The 22,930-nt window shown below is 68.4% G+C and carries 16 protein-coding genes; 6 read left to right on the forward strand and 10 right to left on the reverse strand.

The genetic code is table 11. The features are described from left to right. Position 1: 1 nt before the first annotated feature. Both Q7W51_00860 and Q7W51_00865 read right to left on the reverse strand, forming a co-directional pair. A complete protein-coding gene (locus Q7W51_00860; GenBank protein ID MDO8846926.1) occupies positions 2-2,953 on the reverse strand; it encodes a helicase C-terminal domain-containing protein in 2,952 nt (983 codons plus the stop codon). Between the two features lie 90 nt (positions 2,954-3,043). Further along, the gene (locus tag Q7W51_00865) at positions 3,044-3,601 is read right to left on the reverse strand and encodes a hypothetical protein (GenBank protein ID MDO8846927.1); all 558 of its coding nucleotides are present in this window, start codon (positions 3,599-3,601) and stop codon (positions 3,044-3,046) included. 99 nt (positions 3,602-3,700) lie between these two features. Here Q7W51_00865 and sdaAB point away from each other — a divergent pair, with 99 nt between their 5' ends. Next, complete coding sequence (sdaAB, locus tag Q7W51_00870) at positions 3,701-4,372, forward strand: L-serine ammonia-lyase, iron-sulfur-dependent subunit beta (GenBank protein ID MDO8846928.1); 672 nt, start codon at positions 3,701-3,703, stop codon at positions 4,370-4,372. Here the strand turns inward: sdaAB and Q7W51_00875 are convergent. The 3 genes from Q7W51_00875 to Q7W51_00885 all read right to left on the reverse strand — a co-directional run bounded on the left by Q7W51_00875 (position 4,369) and on the right by Q7W51_00885 (position 7,242). Next, positions 4,369-4,926: a GNAT family N-acetyltransferase gene (locus Q7W51_00875; protein ID MDO8846929.1), complete on the reverse strand. Its 558-nt coding sequence runs from the start codon at positions 4,924-4,926 to the stop codon at positions 4,369-4,371. The genes sdaAB and Q7W51_00875 overlap by 4 nt on opposite strands. 153 nt (positions 4,927-5,079) lie before the next feature. Further along, positions 5,080-6,933 carry a ferrous iron transport protein B gene (feoB, locus tag Q7W51_00880; GenBank protein ID MDO8846930.1) on the reverse strand — a complete coding sequence of 618 codons (1,854 nt, stop codon included), beginning with the start codon at positions 6,931-6,933 and terminating at the stop codon, positions 5,080-5,082. 3 nt (positions 6,934-6,936) lie between these two features. Continuing rightward, positions 6,937-7,242: a ferrous iron transport protein A gene (locus tag Q7W51_00885; protein MDO8846931.1), complete on the reverse strand. Its 306-nt coding sequence runs from the start codon at positions 7,240-7,242 to the stop codon at positions 6,937-6,939. Positions 7,243-7,405: 163 nt separating this feature from the next. On the opposite strand from Q7W51_00885, the gene sdaAA reads away from it, so the two are divergent. Next, a complete protein-coding gene (sdaAA, locus tag Q7W51_00890) occupies positions 7,406-8,287 on the forward strand; it encodes an L-serine ammonia-lyase, iron-sulfur-dependent, subunit alpha (GenBank protein MDO8846932.1) in 882 nt (293 codons plus the stop codon). A gap of 54 nt (positions 8,288-8,341) precedes the next feature. After that, positions 8,342-10,468: an ATP-binding protein gene (locus Q7W51_00895; GenBank protein MDO8846933.1), complete on the forward strand. Its 2,127-nt coding sequence runs from the start codon at positions 8,342-8,344 to the stop codon at positions 10,466-10,468. On the opposite strand, the gene Q7W51_00900 is transcribed toward Q7W51_00895, so the two are convergent. Together Q7W51_00900 and Q7W51_00905 are read right to left on the reverse strand one after the other, a co-directional pair. After that, on the reverse strand, positions 10,465-11,394 hold the full coding sequence (locus Q7W51_00900) for a D-alanine--D-alanine ligase (protein ID MDO8846934.1): 930 nt from the start codon (positions 11,392-11,394) through the stop codon (positions 10,465-10,467). The genes Q7W51_00895 and Q7W51_00900 overlap by 4 nt on opposite strands. After that, positions 11,394-11,969: a hypothetical protein gene (locus Q7W51_00905; protein MDO8846935.1), complete on the reverse strand. Its 576-nt coding sequence runs from the start codon at positions 11,967-11,969 to the stop codon at positions 11,394-11,396. Before Q7W51_00905 ends, Q7W51_00900 begins: the two co-directional genes overlap by 1 nt. A 183-nt stretch (positions 11,970-12,152) precedes the next feature. Between Q7W51_00905 and Q7W51_00910 the strand changes: the two genes are divergently transcribed. Continuing rightward, positions 12,153-13,478: a trypsin-like peptidase domain-containing protein gene (locus tag Q7W51_00910; protein MDO8846936.1), complete on the forward strand. Its 1,326-nt coding sequence runs from the start codon at positions 12,153-12,155 to the stop codon at positions 13,476-13,478. A gap of 78 nt (positions 13,479-13,556) precedes the next feature. Here the strand turns inward: Q7W51_00910 and Q7W51_00915 are convergent, their stop codons facing one another. Further along, the gene (locus Q7W51_00915) at positions 13,557-14,900 is read right to left on the reverse strand and encodes a multiheme c-type cytochrome (protein ID MDO8846937.1); all 1,344 of its coding nucleotides are present in this window, start codon (positions 14,898-14,900) and stop codon (positions 13,557-13,559) included. A 210-nt stretch (positions 14,901-15,110) separates the two neighbouring features. Between Q7W51_00915 and Q7W51_00920 the strand changes: the two genes are divergently transcribed. Both Q7W51_00920 and rlmN read left to right on the forward strand, forming a co-directional pair. Then, positions 15,111-15,605, forward strand: coding sequence for a ferritin family protein (locus Q7W51_00920; GenBank protein MDO8846938.1), 495 nt, complete (start codon positions 15,111-15,113; stop codon positions 15,603-15,605). A 1-nt stretch (position 15,606) separates the two neighbouring features. Further along, the gene (rlmN, locus tag Q7W51_00925; GenBank protein MDO8846939.1) at positions 15,607-16,653 is read left to right on the forward strand and encodes a 23S rRNA (adenine(2503)-C(2))-methyltransferase RlmN; all 1,047 of its coding nucleotides are present in this window, start codon (positions 15,607-15,609) and stop codon (positions 16,651-16,653) included. Here rlmN and Q7W51_00930 read toward each other — a convergent pair. Both Q7W51_00930 and Q7W51_00935 read right to left on the reverse strand, forming a co-directional pair. After that, complete coding sequence (locus Q7W51_00930; GenBank protein ID MDO8846940.1) at positions 16,622-20,008, reverse strand: UvrD-helicase domain-containing protein; 3,387 nt, start codon at positions 20,006-20,008, stop codon at positions 16,622-16,624. The two genes, rlmN and Q7W51_00930, sit on opposite strands and share 32 nt — an antisense overlap. Beyond that, positions 19,989-22,898: a PD-(D/E)XK nuclease family protein gene (locus Q7W51_00935; protein ID MDO8846941.1), complete on the reverse strand. Its 2,910-nt coding sequence runs from the start codon at positions 22,896-22,898 to the stop codon at positions 19,989-19,991. The genes Q7W51_00930 and Q7W51_00935 overlap by 20 nt, the downstream gene beginning before the upstream one ends. Positions 22,899-22,930 lie beyond the last annotated feature (32 nt).

Here is a 22,930-nt window from a genome sequence, read left to right on the forward strand (position 1 = left end):
CCTATGCCTCCCGACCGAAGCGCGCCTTGATCACTCCGGGGAGTTCCACCGCGGGCAAGTGCTCGACATCGCGGACCGGCAGCGCCTCGAGAAAGCGATGCGCGTACGACTTCGGCCCGGTGAGACGAGCGTCAGCGAGCACGAGGCATCCCTCGTCTGTGGACGAGCGGATGAGTCGGCCGGCCGCCTGCTTGAGCTCGAGCACGGCCTCGGGCAGGTAGTAATGCGCCCACCAGTCGCGGTCCCGGTCACGCCGCTCCTCGAGCACCGGATCGTTCACCGGACCGAACGGGAGACGCGGCACCACGACGCACCTGAGCGTGTCGCCCTTGGCGTCGAACCCCTCCCAGAACGACTTCGTGGCGAAGAGCGACATGCGTTCGTCAGCGATGAACTCGTCGGCCACCCGTCTGCGCGATACGCCTCGCGACTGCACGAGCAGAGGCAGTCCCTCGCGCTCGAGCGGCGCGGCGAGCCGGCCGTACAGTTCGTCCATGTCCCGGCGGTTGGTGAAGAGCGTGAGCACCGACCCGCCCATCGCGGTGTGAACGCCGAACAGTAGCTTCGCGAGCGCGTCGACGTATGCCGCGTAGCCGCGTGAACCGGGCTGACACGGCTCGGGCAGGTCGGTGGGCACGAAGACCGCCATCTGCCGCTCGAAGTCGTAGCTGCTCTCGAGCCGGAGCGTGCGATAGCCGCCCGGTCCCAATCGATCGAGTCCGACGGCGCGCTCGAAGTGCGAGAAGTCGCTGCCCGCCGCGATCGTTGCCGACGTGAACACGACCGAGTACACCTTCGGGTACAGCTGATCCGCCAGCGCCTCGCCCACATCGAGCAAGAACGCGTCGAGCCGCTCCGCCGAGTGGTCGCGCCTGCGATCCACGGTGACCGAGTAGACGTACGAATCGTCGGTGCCGTCGAGGACGGCTACCAGCCCCGACAGCTGCTCCGCGATTCCCGAGAGCTGGCCGACGAGGTCGGCCCGCTGTTCGGCCAGCGTTTCAGATGATGCCTCGAGCGCCGTCACGAGCGCCCGCCCTCGTTCGAGGAGCGCCTCCAGCCGCTTCGCGAGCGAGCGGCCCACCCCCGCCGCCGTACCCCACGCGCCACTCTCCCTGAGCTCGCCGGTGACGCGCAGCTCGGTGCGATCGTACGCGCTGGCACTGTCCAGCCCCAGATCCTTCACGAAGTCGAAGAACGAGGCGGCAATCGTCGCCGTCTGCTCGGCCAGCTCCCGCATCTCATCGATGATGCCGAGCGTGGCGGCCAGGCCGTCCGCGCCCTCGAGCCCGACCTTCGCCCTGAGTGCGCTCAGGAATCCGCCCCGGCCCTTTGCGTGCAGGCCACCGAGCAGCCCGCGCACCTCCGCGCATCCTACGCCGAGGGAGAGCTGATCGCGTGCTTCGGCCTCCGCCGCATGCGCCTCGTCCACGATCCAGTGGCGGATCGGCGGCAGGATGCCACCGTCGGTCATCAGGTCCCGGAAGAGCAGCGCGTGGTTGGTCACCACGATGTGGGCCGCGCCGGCCCGACGGCGCACGCCGTGCAGGTAGCAGTGGTTCGGGTAGTAGCGGCACCGCTTCTTGGTGCAGTCCGCGAACGACGCCAGTACCTGCGGCTTGAGAGGCGGCGGCCAGTGAAGGTTGATCGCCTCCTTGTCGCCCCACGACGACTGCGCCACCCACGTGACGAGCATGCCCAGTGCGGCTGCGGTCTCGGCATCCCGGGGCGCATCGAGCAGCCGCTGGAGCTTACGCAGACACAGGTAGTGCTCGTAGCCCTTGAGAGCGGTGTACCTGAGTTCATCTCCGAGGACCTCGGCGAGCCGCGGCAGCTCGCGGTACATGAGCTGGTCCATGAGCGTGTTGGTCTTCGTCGCCACGCCGACCGGTACGCCGTTGCGCTGCGCGAAGCGCGCCGCCGGCAGCAGGTACGCGACCGACTTGCCCACACCGGTGCCGGCCTCCACAGCGGCGCATCGCGCCGAGCCGAACGCCTCGAGCACCGCTTCGGCCATCCGCGCCTGCTCCTCGCGTGGCTCGTAGCCGTCGTACATGCGACCCACCGCGCCGTCCGGTCCAAACTCGGCGAGGACCTCACAGGTCTCCGGCGCGCTGATCGAGGTCTCGCACGCGTCCGAGAGCGTTTCGAGGCGCTCGGCACGGAGCCTGTCCGTGCGGAGCTGCCGCAAGTCGAACGGTTTCGCGGGCGCTCCTGCTGCGAGGTGCGAGAGCAGCGGGCCGAGCTGCCACCCCGGCACTGCCGAAGCCAGACGCGCAAGCTCGTGCAGCATGCCCGGAGGCAGATCGCCGAAGGCGGTGAGCGCAACGCGCCAGACGGAGAAGAGCGCTTCAACATCGTGGGTGGCGCGGTGCTCGTGGCCGGTATCGCACCCGAATGCCCGCGCCATGTCGGCGAGCCGGTGTGACTTCAGCCGAGGGAGCGCGAGCCTGACCACCTCGAGAGAGTCGATCCACACCCCGCGCAACCCCGCCGAGACCGAATCGGCTGCCTCGAGGAACGCCCTGTCGAACGCGGCATTGTGCGCGACGAGCGTGCGCGCGCCCGCGAACGCCGCCAACTCCGCAAGGGCTTGCTCGACGGGCGGAGCATCGGCCACCATCGCATCGTCGATGCCGGTGAGTTGCGTCGTCTCGTGCGGGATCGACCGGACCGGGCGCACGAGCGTGCTCCACCGGCCAAGCACCTCGGGGCCGCGAGCGATGAGCGCAGCGGCCTCGATGATCTCGTCGCGTACGGGATCGAAACCAGTGGTCTCGAGGTCGAGGATCACCACCTCGTCCTCGAAGCCGTAGACCGTTTCGAGGGCGCGCGCGGCAAGCGTGGCATACGCCCCCGCGATGTCGGAGTCGGTGCCTGGCTGAAGGAAGGACGAAATCGGCTCGGTGACCATGCCCCGAAGAGTAGCACGGCCGTATGACCCGGATCTCAACGGGATCTCACCGTGTTCGGCCCCCTCAAAAAAGGAAGAGGCGACGCCCCGGGAAGGGACGTCGCCTCTGTCAGTACGGTCGATCGCGGGCTAGTTCATGCCCGGAAGGGTGCGCGACTTCACGAGCCAGTTGTCGCCGTCCTTCACAAAAGTCCAGAGGTAGCTGAAGTTGCCGCCCGGCATGGCCGCAGTGGCGGTCACCTCGGTCTCCTCACCGTTCTCGACCGTGGAGTCGATCGTGAACGATGTGATGCCGTAGCCCGTCAGCTGCGATGCGAACGCGGCCTCGTCACCGTACTCGGCCTGCTTGGACGTGGGAAGCATCTTGAACGCGGTTGTGTAGTCACCCGCGAGCACCGCGTCGAAGTACGCGGTCACGTGCTGCTCGGGCGTGACACCCTCCTCGACGACGGTGGCGGTCGCCGCGTCGAATGCGACGTCCTGGCTCATCGTGCCCGTGGTGGTCATCGAGCCCGAAGTGTCCCCCGTGGTCGTGTCGGTGGTCGTGCCGGTACCGGTGCCCCCGTCGGCGAACACGAAGTACGCGACCGCCGCCGCCAGCAGAACGATGATGACGACGAGCAGGATCACGATGTTGCGGTTCGGTGAAGCGGTGGTCTGCGTGCCGTTCTCCGTGCTTTCTTCCATGATCGTCCTTCCGCATGCTTGCCTGAACAGCGCCTGAGCGCTCGGACAGCATACGCCCTCACGCTCGGAGCGTACAACCGGTCGCGCTACAATAAGCGAATGGCGCGCCAGCGAAGCATTTTCGATGTCGTCGGACCGATCATGGTCGGTCCGAGTTCGAGCCACACCGCGGGTGCGGTGCGGCTAGGCGCGCTTGCCCGGGCAATCGCGGGAGCTCCGGTGCGTTCGGCCGAGGTGACCCTGCACGGGTCGTTTGCGTCCACCGGTCGCGGCCACGGAACCGACCTCGCCATCATTGCGGGACTGCTTGGTCTCGCTCCGGACGACACGCGCATCCCCACAGCACGAGCACTGGCGTCGGCGGCCGGCATGCACGTGACCTTCGCCGCGGCCGACCTCGGCGACGTGCATCCGAACACGGCGGAGATGCTCATCGAGACCGAGGCTGGAGAGCGTGTGCTCGTGCGCGGCTCGTCGGTCGGCGCGGGTGATGTCGAGATCACGCTCATCGACGACTTCCCGGTTCTCCTCACCGGCGAGCTGCCGGCGCTCGGCGTCATCCATCACGATCAGCCGGGCGTGGTGGCGTCGGTCTCGGCCGGCCTTGCCGCCGAGGCGATCAACATCGCGTCGATGCAGGTCTTCCGGGAGCGGCGCGGCGCGCGTGCGCTCATGGTGATCGAGACCGACAGCATCGTCCGCGAAGACGTGGTCGCAAGCCTCGCAGGGGTCGACGGCGTGATCGGCGTGCGGGCGATCCCTTCGGTCTAGGAGCGGCGACACCCCGGCAGGCCGCCGTTGGCACCGAAAGCGCCCAGTCGTCGTGGCGCGTTCTCGGCCAACTCGATGCGCATCTCCGACGTAGGCTTGAAGCCGAGCTGCTCGTAGATGGGACGCGCCTTGTCGGCCGCGTGAAGCGTCACGAGATCCCACTCCCGCTCGCGTGCGTACGCGACTGCCGCGGAGACCAGACGGGCTGCAATGCCCTGACCGCGCTCGGCCGGATCCACGTACAACCCGTAGATGGAGGCCACCCTGCCCGCGAGCGAGCGATACTGGGGCAACGTCGACGAGAGCGTCATCGAGACGCCTCCGATCACGAGGCCATCACGCTCGGCTATCCACCCCGCGAGACGCCCATCGGCAAGTGCGGCGTCGGACCACTCGATCGAGACCCGGGCGAGTTCGGCCAGCCGGCCGGGGTCGTCGGCGCCGAGCTCGATGAGCATGCGCCCCCGAAGCTCGACCAGAATGCCCGCCTCCGTGGGCCCGGCAGGTCGTATGAGGATGTCGTCGGCCATGCGGAGGATGTTACCGCGTGGCACACCCTTCGCGCGACCGGCATGAAGAGCACGCGCCCGAGCACGAGGTGAGCTTGAACGCATTGCAGCGCGGACAGCGCACCCCTTCGGCCAGAAGCCCGCAGACCGGGCACGGGGTTGCCCGCCGTGCAGGTGCGTCCGACGGTGTCCGACGGCTCACGCGACCACCTCCAGCGCCCGGGTCAGCAGTCCGCCGAGCAGGAACGCGAAGCCCACCGAACCCGAGAACAGCCCCAGCAGGTATCGCCAGCCACGCTCTTTGAGGATCACCATCATACTCGCGATGCATGGTACGAAGAGCGTGATCGTCACCATCGCCACCAGAAGCTGCACCGCCGAGAGATCCATGGCGAAGAACCCTGCGGCCCCGAAGTCGCGCCGCACGAAGCCCATCACGAACGCCGTCGCGGCCTCAGGCGGAAGGTGGAGCCACGAGACTGTGAGCGGTGTCGCAGTCGCCTGGATCGCCGCGAGGGCACCGGTGAGGTCCAGCACGGAGATGAGCGTCGCTCCTGCCAGGAAGAAGAGCGCGACCTCGCGCATGAAGCCCCAGACCTTGATGGCCGTCTTCTTGACCACGTTGCCGATCCTCGGCAGACGAAGCGGCGGAAGATCGATCAGGAGATCGGTCGACGCACCCGGCGTGAGCCGGTTCAGCAGCGTCCCTACTCCTACGAAGATGACGAGCAGGACCGCCAGGTAGGCGGCCGCATACCAGCCGCCGACTCTCCCCATCAGAGTCGCGATCACCGCGATCTGCGCCGAGCACGGCACCGCGATAGCCATTAGCGCTGTGGCGATGAAGCGCTCGCGCTTCGAGCCGAGGATCCGCGTGGTGAGCGTGCCCATGGTCACGCACCCGAGCCCGAGAATGAGCGGGATCACCGCGCGCCCGTTCAGGCCGAGGCCTGTGAGCGCGCGATCGGCCAGCGCCGCGATGCGCGGCAGGTAGCCAGAGTCCTCGAGGAGCGCCATCAGCAGGTAGAAGCCGGCCACGAGCGGCAGGATGACGCCGATGAGGTAGGTGGGCGTCATCGTGAGCACGCCGAACTCGCCTGCAAGGAAGGTATGCAGCGCCGTCCCGGGGACCGAGAACGACTCGACGAGCGAGCGCACGAACGGTTCCCAGTATCCGGCCATGAGCGTTCCCTCGGTGAAGCCCACCACCCCGCCCGCGATCCACTGTCCGAGGACCACGTAGACGGCGGCAAGCAGCCCCAGCAGGAGCGGGATGCCCGTCAGCGGTTCGAGCATGATGCGCGAGATCCGCGTCGCGAGCGACAGGCCTTGGTCTGACGCCGACAGCACGTGGCCAACGATGTCGTCCACGCGGGCTCTTCGGCGGGTGTAGATGACGTCACGAAGATCGCCGGGGTCTACGCCGAGACGACCGGCAACGGTCTCGTCCCCCTCAAGAACGAGGAGCGCCGCGGCGCGGCTGCCGACGAGGGCGGCCACAGGCAGCAAGTCCGTCTCCAGCACGGGGTCGCTGTGTCCCGGTCGGGCCTCGGGCAGTCGGGCCAGCAGCGTATCGAAGCCGGCGCCGTCCACCGCGACCGTCTCGACCACGGGCACGCCGAGAAGGTCCTCGAGCAGGTCCCGATCGATGGCCACCCCCTGCGCCCTGGCCTCATCGGCCATGTTGAGCGCCACGATGATCGGCAGGCCCATGTCCACCAGCTGCAGGGTCAGGAAGAAGTCCCGCTCGGGATGTGCGGCATCGACCACGTTCACCACACAGTCGGCGTCGAGGATGACGTCGCGCGCGACAGCCTCTTCGTCGTTGAAAGACCCGACACCGTAGACACCGGGCGTATCGAGGACTTCGCGGTCGCCGTGACGCCCGCGCATGATCTCCACGGTCGTGCCCGGGAAGTTGCTGACGTCGACGTAGGTGCCGGTGAGACGGTTGAAGAACACCGACTTGCCCACGTTCGGGTTGCCGGTAAGCACGAGCGTCGGTGACGTGCCCCGCACCTCCGTGGCGACAGGCGTGCGGCAGGTGCTCATCGCCTACGCCACCTCCCCGCCGGTGCGGATGCGGCGAGCCAGACCGCGGCCGACTGCGACCTCCTGCCGGCCAGACCGCAGAACGACAGGCCCGGCGGGAATCGAGGTGATGCAGCTTACGGTCGCGCCCTCGCCCATGCCGAGCCGCAGTGCCTGAGCGCGCGCCTGCGGGCAGTCTATGCGCTCGATCGTGGCACGCGCGCCGGGACGGAGCGCCGCCAGCGTGTGCGCGTCCTCGATCGTGCGGCCGAAGCCCGCGCGCCGACCGCCGCCTGCGCCGCTCTGACCGTGGTGATGGCGGGATGTCATGGGTGAGTCTCCTCGTGTAGTTAGTCGGTACTAATCGCAAGTGATTGCTCATACTAAGTGCGGCGGGCGATTCCGTCAACTTCCGTGTCCCGGATGCTCGTGACGCCGACGGCCCGCCCGTCGGGATACAATCCATAACGGACCCCGATCCGAGAGGGCACCGATGGCGCACACGACGTTCGCCGCGCTTGCCGAGGCGGCACGCACGCACGGTTCGTTGGGAGCGGCGGCGCTCGCGCTCGAGAGCGACGAGAGCGGACGGTCTGCCGCCGACTTGCGAGCGGCGATGGATGCCGAGCTCAGGGTGATGGAGGAGGCCGTGGCAACGGGCCTCTCACACCGCGAACGCTCGCGCTCAGGGCTCACCGGAGGGGATGCCGCACGCGTCGCCGACGGGCCGGCGCTCCTCGGACAGCCGTTTCGTGACGCGCTCGCCGATGCGCTCGCCGTGGGCGAGACCAACGCGCGCATGGGACGCATCGTGGCCGCCCCTACCGCCGGAGCCTCCGGCGTGCTCCCCGCCGTCTTGCTCGCCCTCGGAAAGTCCCGTCACGCGTCGCGCGACGCGCTCGTGAACGCCTTGTTCGCCGCGGGAGCCGTGGGGGCGGTCATCGCCGCCCGGGCCAGTCTCTCAGGAGCGGCCGGTGGCTGTCAGGCCGAGATCGGGGCAGCGTCGGCCATGGCTGCCGCGGCAGGGGCCGAGCTGTACGGTGCCGACCCGGAGACCTGCGGGCACGCGGCAGCGATCGCGCTGCAGGCGCAGCTCGGACTTGTATGCGACCCTGTCGGCGGGCTCGTCGAACTGCCGTGCGTGATGCGCAACGCCACCGGAACGGCCGTCGCCCTCTCGGCGATCGAGCTCGCCCTCGCGGGCGTGTGCTTCCCCATCCCGTTCGACGAAGTCGTTGTTGCGATGGGGCAGGTTGGGCGCAGTCTGCCACCAAGCCTGCGCGAGACCGCGCTGGGAGGACTCGCTGCGACACCGACCGGCCGGAGTCTGGCCGAAGATGCATGCACGCCGCTGTCAGACGGAGCGGTAGACTGAGGGTGTCCGTGCGTGTTGGGGTCGCACGGTTCACGCCGGCTGTTGAGGGGAACGATGGCGGGTCGCACGACATCTCGGAACGGGTGGCTGTACAAGCTGGTTCCCGCGCGCCTGGGGGCACGCCTCACCACGAGCATCATGCTCGCGGCTGCGGTGGTGTTCATCCTCGTCGCGACGATCATCGGCGTCAGCCTCTCCTACTACACTCGGTCCCTGGCGACCGTCAGAGCCGAAGGCCAACTCACCGAGGCGCGCACCCAGCTCGACTTGCGGGCGCGCGAGCTCGACGCACTCGTTCTTGCGCTGACGGACACCGACGAGTTCTACCAGCAGACGACCGGTCCTGACGCGGCCTTCATAGACGACCGCTTCGACCCATGGCTCAAGAACCATGCGTCGGCCTCGGCGGTGCTGTGGATGGACTCGGACGGCACCGTGATCAGCTCGTCCGGCGACGAGGACGACCTGCGTTCGCTCACCGAGCTTGCCGACCGCAACCCGGACGGCGCTCGCGGGCCCATGACACTCCCCACAGGTCCGGCGATCGTGGCGATACGACCCGTGGTGGGAAGCGTGAACGGGAGCTCGGTCGGCTTCGTCGCTGTCGCTCGCACGATCTCCCCGGACTGGTTCGCTTCTGGTAACGGAGGCAACACGACGGTAGTCGCTGTCGAGTCACTGCCGGAGGAAGGCGGCGGCTGGAACGCGGTCTCTCCGCCTCACGGCTACAGGATCGCGCTGAGCCGTGTCGACGCCGGGATGCTCCTGATCCGCGGGGCCTTGAGCGGGATTGATGGACGCTCCACCCTCGTGATCGAGATCAGCCAGCCCGACCCCTGGCTGGGTGAGGGCCGCGCGTGGACCGTCGTCCTCGTGCCGTTCGGACTGGGCGTGGTCGTTCTCGGCGTCGCATACCTGCTCGCCACGGCGCTCGGTCGTAGCATCGTCGGACCGCTCCAGCGCTTCGTCGCGTACCTGCAGGACCAGGGGTATCTCGCGCTTCAGGGCCTGCGCACAGACGAGGGGTTGCTGGTGGAACCGGGCCTCCCGACGGACTACGCCAAGCTCGGCGAGGTCATCACCGACCTGATGACGCAGCTGCGCATCAACCAGTCGGAACTTATCGAGGCGGGCGACCAGGCCCTCGCAGCAGAGCGGGCGTTCCGTACCGTGGTCGAGGAGTCGCCGGAAGTGAAGATCCTCGTGCGCGGCGGGGTCGTCGAGATCGCCAACCCGGCAGCCGCGCACTTCTTCGGACTGCAGCTGGGGGACTTGCTCCGCGCTGCGCCGGACGGCCTGTTCACCGGCATCCAGCTCTTCGACGAGGAAGGCGCGCCGCTGCAGCTCCTCAGCATCGCGCGACAGGCCTTCGAGACGCCGGTCGTGGCCCGGTGCGTCGCCCCTGAACAGCCCGACCGGTGGATCGAGTTCAGCATTGCCTTCATCGATCCGATGGCCGTCGACTACGTCATCTCCGCGCGCAACATCACGGAAGAGCGACGGCTCGAAGCGTTGCGCCAGGAGGTCCTGTCGCTCGTTTCGCACGACCTGCGCAGCCCGCTCACCGTGGTGCGTGGCTACCTCGACATCCTTGACAGACCGCTCGACGGGGATCGCAGGACCACCGCCATCGACAGCGCGCGCAGGGCCGCACAGCGCATGGAGGGCCTCCTCGACGACCTTCTGCATGCCACTCGCGCAGAGACCGTGTTCGCGCCGAGAGTCATGCGGCCCGTCGACCTCTCCGTGCTCGTGGAGGGCATCGCGACGTCGCTGCAGATGGGCGCCGAACAGGAGATCGTCACCTCGCTCGAACCCGGCGTGGCGGTGCTCGGCGACCCCGTGCGTCTGGAACAGGCCATCGCTAATCTCGTCGGCAACGCCCTCAAGTACGGACCGGCCGAAGGGCAGGTGCGCGTTGGCGTGATCGCCCACAACGATCGGGCTGTCGTGAGCGTCGAGGACGATGGCCCCGGACTCTCGGACGACGAACGTGAAACGATCTTCGAGCGCGGTGCACGGGGAGCGGCGCCGCAAACCACGCCCGGCATGGGACTCGGCCTCTACATCGTCCGGGTCGTCGCGGAGGCACACGGAGGGCTCGCGTTCGTGGACGACGACGCGAAAGGCACGCGGTTCGTGCTCGATCTGCCGCTGATCAAGCCGGACGGTATCAGCTAGCGCTCGAGCGCGAGTTCCACGAGCCGGTCGCACAGGTCCGGGAACTCGATCCCCGCCGCGCGCGCAGCGTCCGGCAGCAGGCTGGTCGAGGTCATGCCGGGAATCGTGTTCACCTCGAGCAGATAGACCACACCCTCGTCCGACACGATCGTGTCCGCGCGCGACATCCCTCGACAGCCGAGGGCGACGTGCGCCTCGATCGCGACGCGCTGGCACTCGGCCCTGGCTATCTCGCTCACGCGCGCCGGGATGATGTGCCGGCTCATGCCGGGCACGTACTTCGACTCATAGTCGTAGAACTCGTGCTCCGGCACTACCTCGAGTGTGGGCAGGGCGGTGAGATCCCGATTGCCGATGACACCGACCGTTACCTCGGCACCTGCGATGAAGGCCTCGACCAGCACGGCCTTGTCGTGCTTGAACGCCAGCTCGAGCGCCGGCAGGAGCTCCTCAGGTGTATGCACGATCGACATGCCCACCGATGACCCCTCACTCACGGGCTTGACCACGAGCTTCGTCCCGAGCGCTGCATTCACCGCCGCGGCGTCCTCGGGCATCTCGGTGAAGGCCATCGACGCCGGCGTCGGCAGCCCTGAGGCGGCGAAGATGTGCTTGGACGCTACCTTGTCCATTGCGAGCGCGCTCGCAAGAACGCCAGAGCCCACGTAGGGAACGCCGAGGATCTCGAGCAGACCTTGAATCGTCCCGTCTTCGCCAAAGCGGCCGTGCAGGCAGATGAACGCCACATCGAAGCCGCCGGAACGCAGACGCTCTATGAATCCGAGGTCGTCCGTGTCCAGACACACGACCTGATGGCCGTGCTCCTCAAGGGCGCCCGCTACCTGCGCTCCCGTGTTCAGCGACACCTCTCGTTCGGCCGAGCGGCCGCCCATGAGGACGGCGATCTGTCGCGCGGAACGCGACATCAGAGAGTGCCTCCCACCGCGACGATCTCAAGCACGAAGAGTGTGGCGACCCAGATCGCCACGCCGAAGAACGCGACCAGCGCACCACGCGTCATCGCCGAGGCGAAGAGCCCGCGGCGCGCGGACTTCGGCCTGCGTGCCCGGGCGAACAGCCACACCGCCACCGAAAGGATCGGGCCGAGCGCCGTGAGACCGACCCCGGACCACAGCAACGGGACGTACTCCGGCATCCAACGCGCCGGCTGGTCGGGGGATGCGCCATAGAGGAAGTATGCGGACAGCCCGGCAAGCACGATCCACAGACCGAGATAGCACGCGAATGGAATCCAGGTGAGCCCGCCGCCGACCGCCTCGACCAGCGCGGCGTCGGCGGAGTCCACCGCGGGTGCGGGTGTGGGTGCGGGTGCGGGCTGTGCCTCTTCGGGCGCAACGACGTCGGCGTCCGGCCCGGTCTCCGCGTCCGGCGAGTCGGTCTCCTCAGGGCCGGGTGCGCCGTCGGCTACCGGTGCGTTGCTCTCGTCCGGGTCCCTCACGGTGTCGGCTTCGAGTCCGGCGATGTCGTCTGCATCTGACACGTGTTCGCTCCCCTCCCTGGCTCTCCGCGCCAGTCTAGTCGAGCGGGCGCAGCCCGACAACGTGAACCGCCGTGGTGTGGAGAGTTCGTGGATTCTGGCCTACGAGAGCCTGGCGAGCACCATCCCGGCGTAGTATTGGCTTACCGCGTGATGTGACCGCGGAGAAAGGGACACACAATGGACATGGACGGTAACGAAAACGTCACGAACGAACCGATCGGCGGCACAGCCGATACCTCGCCTGCTGCTTCGGCAGGCTTCGCCGCACCTGCACCACCGTACGAACCCGCACCGCCGACCATCCCGGAGCCGGCAGCGGAACCCAGCCCCGTGGCCGGTGCGACGCCCTCACGGCATTCGCACGCCGCACCGATCGCGATCGCGGTGATCGCCTCGCTGCTGATCGGCGGCCTCGCGGGTGTCACGGGCGGCTATCTCGCATACAGCGGCCTGAGCTTGACGGAGTCCGAGGGCGAAAGCGCGGACGGCGGCGGCACCACCCAGGTCGAGCTCGTGAGCGGTGAAACCGATGAAGTGGTCGCAGCCGTGGCGGCCGTCGGGCTGCCAAGCGTCGTCGACATCTACGTGACGGCCGGCGATAGCTCCGGCAGCGGTCTTCCCTCCACCCACCCGGACGTCCCGGTCGAGGGCGAGGGCTCGGGAGTCGCGTACAAGGTCGCCGAGGAGGGCGGCACGTACATCCTCACCAACGAGCATGTCGTCGAGGGCGCTGCCACGATAACCGTGACCGACTCCGAGGGCGAGAGCTACGACGCTGAGCTGGTCGGATCCGATAGCGAGAGCGACATCGCCGTCGTGCACGTGGATGCGGAGATCCCCGTGATCAGTGTTGGCGACTCGGAGGCACTCGTCGTCGGGGAGCTGGTCGTCGCGATCGGATCGCCCTATGGTTTCGAGCAGTCGGTCACCTCGGGCGTGGTCTCGGCGCTCCATCGGTCGATCACCGACTTCGGCGGCGACGAGGGCGAGTATCCGTACGTGGACGCCATCCAGACCGACGCCGCGATCAACCCGGGCAACTCGGGTGGCGCGCTGCTCAACAGCGACGGCGAGCTCATCGGCATACCGGCCGCGATCTACACCGAGACCGGCAGCTCGGCAGGCGTGGCGCTCGCGATCCCGATCAACCGTGCCGCGCAGGTCGCTGACGAGCTCATCGGCGATGGCACCGTGGACACGCCGTTCCTCGGCGTGCTCGGTCAGACCGTCACGCCCGACTTCGCCGAGGAGGAGGGCCTCCCTGTTGACGAGGGCGCCTACGTCGTCGAGATCACCGAAGGCACCGAGGCCGAAAAGGCGGGTATCCGCCCGGCCGATGTGATCGTGGCCGTGGATGATGATCGGGTCCGCTCGATGGACGACCTCATCCTCGAGGTCCGTCAGCGCTCGGTGGGCGATCAGGTCACCATCACGCTGTGGCGTGACGGCGCGGAGACCACGATCGACATGACCATTGGCGCCAAGCCGACCAACGACACGGCCAGCTAGGCGTTCGCACGGCAGTGCCGACATGATGCAGGGGCGCCCCTCGGGGCGCCCCTGCTACTCTCCGCGTGCTTCGTGCGCCTACTTCTTCCTGCGCATGAGGATCGCGATCACCACAGCCACGGCCACGACGGCCGCGACGACGAGCAGCCACGTCGAGCCGCCCGGGCCACCGTCGTCCTCTTCGGCCTCATCGGCAGCCGCGTCGCCCGCGGCCTTGGCCTCCGCCGTCGGATAGACGGTCTTGGTGACCTCGGCCATGGTCGTCGTGGGAATCTCGACGCCCGCCTTCTCGGCCATCTCCTCCGAGCACGAGCGGTAGTAGAGCGTAGCCGTCACCGTCACCGCGTCGGTGGCCATCGGGAAGGAGTAGTCGTTCGACGTCGACTCGCGGGGGGGGATCCGGTCGTCGCTCTGGAAGTCGACCGCGTCCCACAGCTCCGCGGGGTAGTTGCCGTCCGCGTCTTTGAGCACGCTGCCGAACTCGCGGCGCTCGCTCAGGAGCTCCGTGCCTGACCCATCAGTAGCAACGACCTCGAGCCACATCTGCCGCACCTCGGTGAGACCGGTGGGCAGATAGTGGCCCGCGCCGACGTTGGTGATCGTCGTTGTGACGGCCACCTCGCCGCTCTCGACCACGTCAGGCACGTCGATCTCAAGCTCGGCTGCAGCCTTGAGCCGCTCTTCGGCCAGAGCCGCGTCACCCAGGCCCACATTGCCGCCGGCAAAGGTCATCGTGTAGATGTGCTCCCGGTCCGGTCCCATGCTCGCGGCCTTGCCGGGATTCGGCTTGGTCACGCCCGCGCCCGGCGTCATATGGCAGTCCTGGCACACGATTCCCTCGGCGGCGTAGGGGCCGCTCTTCCATTCCGAGTACGTCGCCTCGAGGTGCATGCCGTTGCCCGGGTGGTCGACGTTGTGGCAGTTGCCGCAGAACTCGGCGGTCTCGTGGAACGGCGAGTACGCCGCCGCATGCGGCGCCTGCGGATCCCGCAGCTGCGCGAGCTTGATCCCGTCGCCGGTCACCGCCGTAGACGTGTTTCCGAGCGCCCCCTCGGTGCCGTTCACTTGGTGGCAGAAGTCGCAGGTGACGCCCTCCATGCCGACCTTCGAGACACCGGACTGATCGAGGCTCGTGAGCTCACCAGCCATCACCGCGATCGGCGCGTGGCACCCATTGCAGAAGGGACCGAGGGCGCCGTTGGTGGCCTCCTCGGCTTCCTTCAGCTTGAGCAGGTACAGGGGGTCGGTGATCGCCTTGGCGTGCATCGACTCCTGCCACTGCGAGAGGAGCGCTGCGTGGCAGCCGCAGCCGGACGAGGAGCCGAACGTGGCACTCGGCATCGACGGGAGCGCGCACGCGACTGCCGGCATCGATACGATCACGAGTGCGAGTACGATAGCGAGCAGCAACCGCTTCCTCATGCAACCACCCCTCTCTGTCACCGGCGCGTCGCCGGCATGCCCCTAGGTGCGCAGCATCAACGTACCCCAGCCGGCGCAATCCCGACCGGGCAGCCCGCCAAACGGCAGACGCTGACGGACGAGTGGTGCGATGGAACGCGGTCGCAGGGACGCCGCGGTAGAATGGTCAACACCGGCTCCGGCCGGTCAGATCCCGTGAGAGGAGTCCCGATGGTCGAGATGTATCGCTGCAAGGGCTGTGGCTACCTGCATGTGGGTCCCGCACCCGAGCGTTGCCCGGTCTGCGGCGCGCCGCAGTCGTTCTTCCTGCCCTCTGAGGGTCCGGGCGATCTCACCGGCACCAGAACGCTTGAGAACCTCAAGGCAGCCTTCGCCGGCGAGTCGCAGGCCAACCGCCGCTACACGCTGTTCGCTCGTATCGCGGAGCTCGAAGGCAACGACGCAGCCAAGGCCGCCTTCGACCACGCGGCAACCGAGGAGACCGCGCACGCCCTCGGCCACCTCGCGTACATGGGTGCCTTCGGCACGACCGCCAAGAATCTCGCCGCCGCCTACGAGGGCGAGGAGTACGAGACGACCGAGATGTATCCCGAGTTCGCCCGGATCGCCGAGGAAGAGGGCCACGCCGAGATCGCGCAGTACTTCCGTGCTGTGGGCGGCTACGAGCGACAGCATCGGGACGGCTTCAAGAAGGCTCAGGGTTAGCGTGGCGCAACCCGCGTCCACCGACGTCGCTTCGCTCGACGCCGTCGGACTGTCCGGCGCGCTCACGGAACTCGGTCAACCCGCGTTCCGCCGCGCCCAGATGGTCGCCTGGCTGTACGCCCGGCTCGCTCAGTCGTTCGATGCGATGACGGATCTGCCCGCCGGCCTACGTGCGGAGCTTGCGTCGCGCTACACACTGCAGCACCCAACACCCACAGAAGTGCAGCACTCGGCCGACGGCACGCGCAAATATCTCTGGCAGCTGGCCGACAGCGTACTGGTCGAGAGCGTGGGAATCCCTGCGGGCGACCGGCTCACGGTGTGCTTCAGTACCCAGGCCGGATGTGCGATCGGGTGCTCCTTCTGCGCTACCGGCCGGGGTGGCTTCGTCCGTGACCTGCTGCCGGGTGAGATGGCCTGGCAAGTCGCGCTCGTGGCGGCCGACTTCGGTATGCGCGCCTCGAATGCTGTCGCCATGGGTCAGGGCGAGCCGTTCAACAACTACGCGGCCACGCTCGGCGGCCTCCGGCTCATGAACGCGAAGGAGGGGCTCGGCATCGGCGCGCGCCACCTCACGGTCTCGACCTGCGGCGTCATCCCGGGTATCGAGGCGCTTGCCCGCGAGCCCGAGCAGTTCACCCTCGCTGTGTCGCTCCACTCGGCGGTCCAGTCGACCCGCGACCGCATCATGCCCGGCGTGCGGCGCTGGCCGCTCGGCCTGCTGCAGGCGACGCTCATCGACTACACGCAGCGCACCGGCCGCCGACCGACGCTCGAGTTCGCGTTGATCGCCGGAGAGAACGACACACCCGCCGAGGTCTCGGCGCTCCTGGCGTTCGCGCGCGGCTGGATGTGCCACGTGAACCTCATCCCGGTGAACCCGGTTGCCGGCACGAGCGCCGGACGGCCCGCCGATTCGCATGTGGCCGAGGTTGCGGCGATCCTCACAGCCGCAGGCGTCGAAACCTCGGTCCGCGTCGAGCGCGGCACCGACATCGAGGCGGCCTGCGGTCAGCTCACCCAGCGCCACCGTCCGAAGGACGCGTGACCGGGCACATCCCGCCCAGACCGGGACAGGTCTCGCACAGCTCGCGTTCGTAGGTCTCCCGCGGCAGATACCCTTCGTCGGCCATGCGTCGAACGATCGCCCGCACGTCCGCCTCGATCCGCTCACGATCGGACTGTCCATACTCGTAGGCGGTCTCCCGCCCGCGCTCCAACTCCGCGAACACAACGCGCACCGACGCGGCTCCCACGGCGAACGCGGCAAGCGCGTAGCACTCTCCTTGCAGCCGATAGCGCTCCGCCGCCTCGGCACCCGACAGCGGCGCAGTGCCCGTCTTGTAATCGACTATCAGAGCACGGTCGTCGTTCCACGCGATCGCGTCGATCGCGCCCGCAAGGACGGTTGCGCCGAGCGGCACGGCGATGGGCGCCTCGCGTATCACGCGGTCGGCGGCGAACACGTCGGCTGCGACCGGAGAGGCCAGGTACGCAGCAACAGCCTCGTGCAGCCGGCGAACCGAGGCGCGCTCGAGGCTGGCAGCCCGGGCCGCAGCGGCCACCGGCTCCCCGGTTTGCGCATCGGGCGAGCGGAGGCCCTCGAGCACCGCATGCACGGCGCTACCGAAAGCGAGCGCATCACCGCCCTGCATCGCAGGCGGGGCCGGCAGGTGCACCACGCTCGTAAGGAAGAAGCGGTACGGGCAGCGCTGGTAGGTCGCAAGCCCGGAGTACGAGACCTGTTGCGGCGCCTCGGCTGCCGGAAGCGCGGTCTGCGCCGCGGTTTCGGGCACCGGCGTTCGTTCGACCGGGGAATCGTCCGGCCCCGTGAGCGCGCATGCTGCGGCGCTCGCGGCATCGCTCCTCTGCTCCGGTGGCTGCAGGAGCGTCACGTTCGCCCCGCCCCCGTACACCGTGGTCGTGCCGTCCGGAATGCTATCGGCGACACCAAGACCGAGCGCCTGCCGCACCCGTCCACCAAGGGAGCTCTCGGCATCCTTGGTAGGGTCGGTTCTCGTGACGATGGTCAGCGACTCCTCCGCACGCGTGCATCCCACGTAGAGGAGCCGAACGGACTCCTCGTCCGCTGCCTCGGAAGCAGCTGCTCGTACCGTCTGCGAGCCGATGGTGGGCAACGTGGCATCGGGTGTTCGCAGTTCCATGCCGAGGAGCGGACGCTCGCCTATGCGCTCGATCGCGATTCCGGGAACCTCGCCACCACTGCCAAGCCCGGCGAGCACCACGACCGGGAACTCAAGGCCTTTCGCCGCATGGATACTCATCACGCGGACCGCGTCCGACTCACCGTCGAGAATCGCTTCCTGCTCGCCCGGCGCGTGGGACTCCCGCAGTTGCAGGTACGTGAGGAATCCGCCGAGGTCGCCCGTCGATGCCGTCTCGTACTCGCTGGCCAGACGCGCGAGTTTCAGGATGTTGGACCATGCTCGCGCACCACCGCGTCCCGATGCGAAGAGCACGAGATCAGCCTCAAGATCCAGCAGCGGTTGGGTCACCGTGTCTGCGAGCGGCCGCATGCCCCGGAGGTCCCGCGCCGCGCCGACCGCTCCCAACAGCCGGTTGACTGCTCCTGCGTCGGGATCTGCCAGCTCGAGTCCGGGACTTGCGAGCGCCTCCCACAAGTGCGCCTCGGACTGCCGGCGGCCAGTCCCCACGGCGATCTCGTCGACATGGGCCCTCACGCGCACAAGCGCATCTGCCGAGAGTCCGCACAGACGTCCCGCGAGTACGACCGTCATGGCTGCGTCATCCCAGACGTTGTCGATCACCTCGAGCAAGGCCCGGGCTTCCGCGACCTCCGGACACTGAAAGAACGCCCCTCCGCTGGCCAGGTGTGCCGGAATGCCCCGGGCGATCAGGGCCCGCTCGACCTTCGTGCCGCGTCCGCGCGCAAGCGCGCGCATCAAGACGGCGATCGCGCCGGGTTCCACGCCCGCATCGATGAGCTCGGACACGCGCTCGGCCACACACTCCGCCTCGACCTCGTGCGGGTCGCGACCCTTCGGCTCGGACCAGTCGATGAGGCGCGCCTCGAACCGGGGGCTACCCGCGTACTCGGCGGCGACATCTGACCTGTCGGGCGAGGGACGCAGTGACATGAACGCGGATCCAAGCAGCGCCGGTTGGCTGAACAGCCGATTGGTGACCTCGAGAAGCGATGCGGCGGTCCGGTAGTTCGTGTCGAGGCGCTGGCTGGCTGCCGCCCGCGACGAGCGCTCCCGGAAGACGCCGACGTCGGCGTGCCGGAAGCGGTAGATCGACTGGTTCTCGTCCCCGACGGTACACAGGTTGTTCTTGGTCAGCTGCCCGATGAAACGGGCCTGCAGCCGGTTGGTGTCTTGATATTCGTCCACCATGACCATTGCGAAGCGTGAGCGGTACTCCTCGGCGATCTCTGGCCGCGTTTCGAGCAGCCGCGCGGCCTCCACTTCAAGATCCGTGAAGTCGAGCGACCCGCGGTCCCGCTTCAGCCGCGAGTAGTGCACCTCCAGCAGTCTGAGCAGCTCGATGAAGGCGGTCTCGTGCGCTCCGACGGCGATCTGGGCAGCTGCGGCGCGGCCCTCGCCGATGCACTCGCGAACAGCCTCCAACAGCTCGTCATGGCCGTCGACGGTTGGGACACGGCGCAGCCCGCCCGTGCTCAGGTGAATCGTGAGCGCGCACCCGTCAACCGTCCGGGCGGCCAACGCATCGGCGATCATCTTTGCTGCCGCCGAAGCGACGGAGGCGTTCACGGTCACCGACGGCGTCTGCCGCAACTCCAGGATTCCCGCCGCGAGGTCCTCAAGGGCGACCGCGCACTCTGCGAGGCGGGTGACAGCGTCTTCGGGAGCGATGGTGACGACGTCGGCGATCGTCATGCCGAGCGCCCGGATACTCGCCCGGACCAAGCGGGCCGCCGTGACGACCGTGCCGTAACCGTAGATGTCCAGCAGAGCGGCCGCACTGTCCTTCGTCTCCAGCAGCTCCTCGATTGCTGCCTCAAGCGCCACGTCCTCGAGCACGGACGCCTCGACCTGGTCGAGGACCGTGAACTGCGGGTCGATTCCCGCAGCGAACGCGTGCTGCCTGAGGATGCGTGAGCACATGCCGTGAATCGTCGAGATCCATGCCTCGCCGAGTACCCGGGCCGCCGAGGCGTCCCCTCCCGCCCTGAGCGCCCGCCGTATCCGCTCGGCCAGTTCGCCGGCCGCCTTGTCGGTGAAGGTCACGGTCGGCAACGCGCGCGGGTCGCACGCAACGTAGGGTGGCTCCCCCAGCACCGCGCTCACGAAGCGAGCGGTGAGCACGCGTGTCTTGCCCGATCCGGCTCCCGCCTCTATGAAGAGGTCTACCGGCCCGGCGGTCACAGCCGCCGTCTGTTCACGATCGAGGTCCGCCACGGCGCTCCTTCCAACCGGGGCAGAACGACCGCGCCGGGCAGTAGGCAGGACAGAAGCCGCTCCGTGGCTCGGCGTGGATGTCACCTTCGCGCATCCTCGCGACGGCTTCCGCCGCGCGGTGGATCGCCGATTGGAGGACCTCCTCGGTCCTCGCCCCGGGGATTGCGTCCGTCCGCACAAACCCGCCGTCGCACAGCGCCTCGTCGATGAAGCCACGAGGCTTCCCGCCACGCACCGAGCGGTACAGGCCACCCGCAACCGCACGTCCGAGTCGGCGCGACGCGACGGCCGCATAGAGCGGAAGCTGCACAAGTCCCTCGGACTCGAACTTCGCGACCCCGCGCTCGGCCTCCACCCTGCCGAGCTTGTAGTCGCTGACCACGAGCGCGTGCGCCGATGCGTCGATGCGGTCGATGCGGCCCTTGAGCGAGAAGCCCACGAAAGGCTCCGGTTCATCCCCATCGCCGAACCCGAAAGTCCACTCGCGACAGGTGGGCTCGAATCCCGGGAGAAGCGTTGCATCGGCCTCGACCACGCGGAGCGTCCCGAGCGCCGCCGCCCGCGCCGCCGCCGTCTCCGAAGCGCCGACCGCAACCGCTTGCTCGAGCACTGCGTTGGCGACCTCTTCGTGAACCGTCCGGGCGAGCGCGAGCGAGTCCGGCGTCACCCGTCCGAGTCCGCTCCGCTCGGTGAAGGCGTCGTAGAAGCGCTTCAGGACGTCATGGGCGAGCAGCCCCGCCGCCGACGCATCGAAGCGCTCGTCCAGCTCATGCGGCGCCACGATACGCCCCACGTACCAGCGGAACGGGCACTGCAGGTAGGCTTCGATCTCACTCGGCGAGAAGACCTGACGTTCGGCCGTGGCGCGGCGGACCGCATCCGAAGTCGGGTCTTTGCCGCGCACCGCACGTCGCCGTGCCTCGGCGATGGTCGCCTCGTCCCCGCCAGTCCCCGCACCCTGGGAGGCGCGTGCTCGCAGTGTCCGACGCCAGGTCTCCGGCCCTGCGGGATGCAGGGATGAGCCGTCGAGTCCCAGCGTGCGGAGCGGCGGAGCGTCCGCATACCACTCACCGGATACCGGGTCCATGTAGAGGTCCAGCAGTTCGTCAACGAAGACCGAGCGGCGCAGGGGCTGTCCATCGGCGCTGTGAGACTGCCAGCTCAAGACGAGCCGTTCCGAGGCTCGTGTCGCAGCGAGGTAGAACAGAAGACGCTCGGCCTCGAGGTCGCTCCGGGGCGACATGTCTATCCCCGCCCGCTCGAATGCCCGCGCGATCCCCGGCGCCGACAGCGCGTCCTCATGGGTGAGGCGGGGGAACTCGCCGGCCGTCAGGCCGCCGATGATCACGCAGTCGTAACGCCGCCCACGGACACGCTCTGCACTCACGATCTGAACATGGTCCGGCCGATCCGCCGTCGCCAGGGCCACCTGGGCTTCACGAAGCGCGGCTGCCAGAGCGCGGGCGGCTCCGCCTGACGGGCCGAGTGCATTCACGCTGCGGACTGCGTCGATGAAGACCCGGGCTGCAGCTGCATCCATCACCAGGTCGGGGTCCGTCGACGCCTCGGAGCCGTGTGCCCGCCGCATCATTCCCGCGACCAGCCGATACCACCGGCGCTCCGAGCTGCCCATGCCGGCGTCCCGGTGCGCGCGGCGGGCCTCGGAGATGAACGTCGCATCCCCGGGGCTGTGGCGGCGCAGCCGTGCCTCCGCCGATTGCGGGTCTCGGGAGCGCGTCCGCCGGGCATGGGCGTCGAGCTCGTCGAGTGCGGCATCACTCGCCGGGCCAAAGGGCGATCGCAGCACGTCGAGGAGCTGCTCGTACGAGGCGCACGGCCCCCCGAGCTCCAACAACATGAGCAGTGTACGGCCGAGGCCCGTAGACGCCAGCGGTACGCTCATGTCGTACTCGGCGGATATTCCGGCCTCATCAAGCATCGCTCGCAGCGCCCGCGCGTGAGCGGCCGGGTCGCGGAAGACGATCGCTACGCGCCCTGGTGACACGCCCCCACGGAGGGCATCCTGCACCTCGCGGGTGATCCGCCCCGCCTCGGCTGCCTCTCCCCAGGCCTCCGACAGCACAACAGCACCGTCGGCCCGGACGTCCGGCGTTCCGGGCAGGCCGAACGCACGCTCGATGCGCGTTAGTTCATCCGGTGCCCCGTCGTCGCCACGCGGAGGCAGAACGCACGCGATCCCTACTTGGGTGAGTCGGTCGGCCAGAGAGCCCGCGGACGCCGTGGCCGGAACTCCAGGGTCGTACGTCAGGCCCACGAGCACATCGGTCCGAGCAGCTGCATTCACAACGTACTGCTCCTGTGCCCGGGTGAGTCCGCTGAAGCCGTTGATGGCGATCAGGGCAGGCGGATCCATCTCGCCGAGGCGCTTGCCGGCGAGCCGATGTGCCTCGCCTCGCTCGATGAACCCTGCCCGCCGCAGCGTCGACTCGTACACGGACACGCAATGAAGCAGGTCTGCGGCGACACCCTCGACACCCTCTGATGAGATCCCATTCGGCGACTCTGCGGCACGCTGCACGATTCGGGCCAGCATCCGAACCGCGCTGGTCGTCCGTCCTGAGTCGGCAAGCCACGCAGGCGCGCACAGATTGACAGATTCTTCCAGCACTATGAGCCGTTGTACACTCGTCACGATCGCCCGGCCATCACCGACTGCCGCCCACAGGGCATCCAGGTGGTTGTCGAATGCACGGACGCCGATCCCGAGGGCGATCTCGGCTGCCAGCTCGCGCGTGACACGTGAAACATCGGGACCAGACGGTACCAGGAGTAGCGTCCGGTCGCCCGAACGAGCGCGGTCGACCAGCTTCGCTCGGACGAGTTCTGTGACGCCGGCGTTCGCCGGCCCTGTGATCAGCTCAAGCGGCACTGCTCCTCCTCGCTGAGGAGCCTACCGCGAGC

This window comes from Coriobacteriia bacterium (genome assembly GCA_030652115.1).
Classification (GTDB): Bacteria; Actinomycetota; Coriobacteriia; order Anaerosomatales; family Anaerosomataceae; genus UBA6100.

Excerpts from the sequence above, each read along its gene's own strand:
- Q7W51_00865 (MDO8846927.1), bottom strand. The coding sequence starts at position 3,601 with ATGGAAGAAAGCACGGAGAACGGCACGCAGACCACCGCTTCACCGAAC.
- sdaAB (MDO8846928.1), top strand. The coding sequence starts at position 3,701 with ATGGCGCGCCAGCGAAGCATTTTCGATGTCGTCGGACCGATCATGGTC.
- feoB (MDO8846930.1), bottom strand. The coding sequence starts at position 6,933 with ATGAGCACCTGCCGCACGCCTGTCGCCACGGAGGTGCGGGGCACGTCA.
- Q7W51_00885 (MDO8846931.1), bottom strand. The coding sequence starts at position 7,242 with ATGACATCCCGCCATCACCACGGTCAGAGCGGCGCAGGCGGCGGTCGG.
- sdaAA (MDO8846932.1), top strand. The coding sequence starts at position 7,406 with ATGGCGCACACGACGTTCGCCGCGCTTGCCGAGGCGGCACGCACGCAC.
- Q7W51_00895 (MDO8846933.1), top strand. The coding sequence starts at position 8,342 with ATGGCGGGTCGCACGACATCTCGGAACGGGTGGCTGTACAAGCTGGTT.
- Q7W51_00900 (MDO8846934.1), bottom strand. The coding sequence starts at position 11,394 with ATGTCGCGTTCCGCGCGACAGATCGCCGTCCTCATGGGCGGCCGCTCG.
- Q7W51_00910 (MDO8846936.1), top strand. The coding sequence starts at position 12,153 with ATGGACGGTAACGAAAACGTCACGAACGAACCGATCGGCGGCACAGCC.
- Q7W51_00915 (MDO8846937.1), bottom strand. The coding sequence starts at position 14,900 with ATGAGGAAGCGGTTGCTGCTCGCTATCGTACTCGCACTCGTGATCGTA.
- Q7W51_00920 (MDO8846938.1), top strand. The coding sequence starts at position 15,111 with ATGGTCGAGATGTATCGCTGCAAGGGCTGTGGCTACCTGCATGTGGGT.